Here is a 1,020-nt window from a genome sequence, read left to right on the forward strand (position 1 = left end):
TTATCAGGGAGATGGTGAGTGATTCCTACCATCAAATCACCAAACTGACGATGAACTTGCATGGGTTGATTATTGAGGTCTTCGATTTCTTCAGGGCTGACCTCCTCTAAGATGTACTGACTTTGACGCAGGAGATAACGATGACTCGCTATTGTAGGATCTAACTTGCGATGCAGGCCTCGCCAGAGACTATTCTCCCAATTTCCCAGCACTCTTACTGTAATAGGCAAGCTAGCTAATAGGTCCAAGATCCTTCTACGTCCTGTCCCTGGCATCAGAATATCCCCTAAAAGCCAGTATTGGTCTACCTCTGCCGCTTTAGCATCAGCCAATACAGCTTCCAAAGCTGTCATATTTCCATGTATGTCTGAAAGAACTGCTATTTTCGTCATTCTTTCTCCTCATTTCCTCTTACTTCTTTTGTTAGTATTATAGCAGAAAACACTCAAAAAGAGCACTATCACTACTCACTGGATTGACTTGTAAAGGCTTCCAAGATGTGCTATAATATAGGTAGAGAGTTCCCATTCATTTAGGATTATGTGGTATTCAACCTCTCTCAATTTTTCCAGATTGGAGGACTATTGCCATGCGGAATTATCTTAAGTATATTCCATACTACCTTGTCATTTTCTTCTTTTACTGGCCCCTCTATGAGCTCCTCTCTCTATTCATCTCTGACCCATATACACTGAAGGGACTATACATTTACAACATCGTCCTCTTTTCACCTCTGGTAACCTTTATCGTATCGCTACTTTATAGCTATCGATTTCATTTCTCACTTTGGTGGCTACTCGGTATTGGTTTGCTCTATTGCTTTACCATCATCACCTTTGGTGAGTTCATCCTGCTTTACTTCCTAGCCTATGAACTCTTTGCCCTACTTGGGTTGGTTTCTGGTGTGAGTATCAAGCATCTCTTCCAGAGAGCGAAAAACAAAAAAATTATACAAAAACCTTGAAAATTCTCGCAATCATGCTATAATAATGCATAGAGACAAGTCACTTAGTCCCTTTC

General features: G+C 40.8%; 2 protein-coding genes. One reads left to right on the forward strand and one right to left on the reverse strand.

The features are described 5' to 3' along the window. Positions 1-392, reverse strand: a 392-nt coding sequence (locus GMD6S_RS09455) for a metallophosphoesterase family protein (RefSeq protein WP_000161093.1), incomplete at its 3' end; no start/stop codon positions are given. Positions 393-589: 197 nt separating this feature from the next. Between GMD6S_RS09455 and GMD6S_RS09460 the strand changes: the two genes are divergently transcribed. Further along, positions 590-964, forward strand: coding sequence for a hypothetical protein (locus GMD6S_RS09460; RefSeq protein ID WP_001246986.1), 375 nt, complete (start codon positions 590-592; stop codon positions 962-964). The last annotated feature ends 56 nt before the right edge of the window (positions 965-1,020 follow it).

It is taken from the genome of Streptococcus sp. GMD6S (assembly GCF_000297015.1).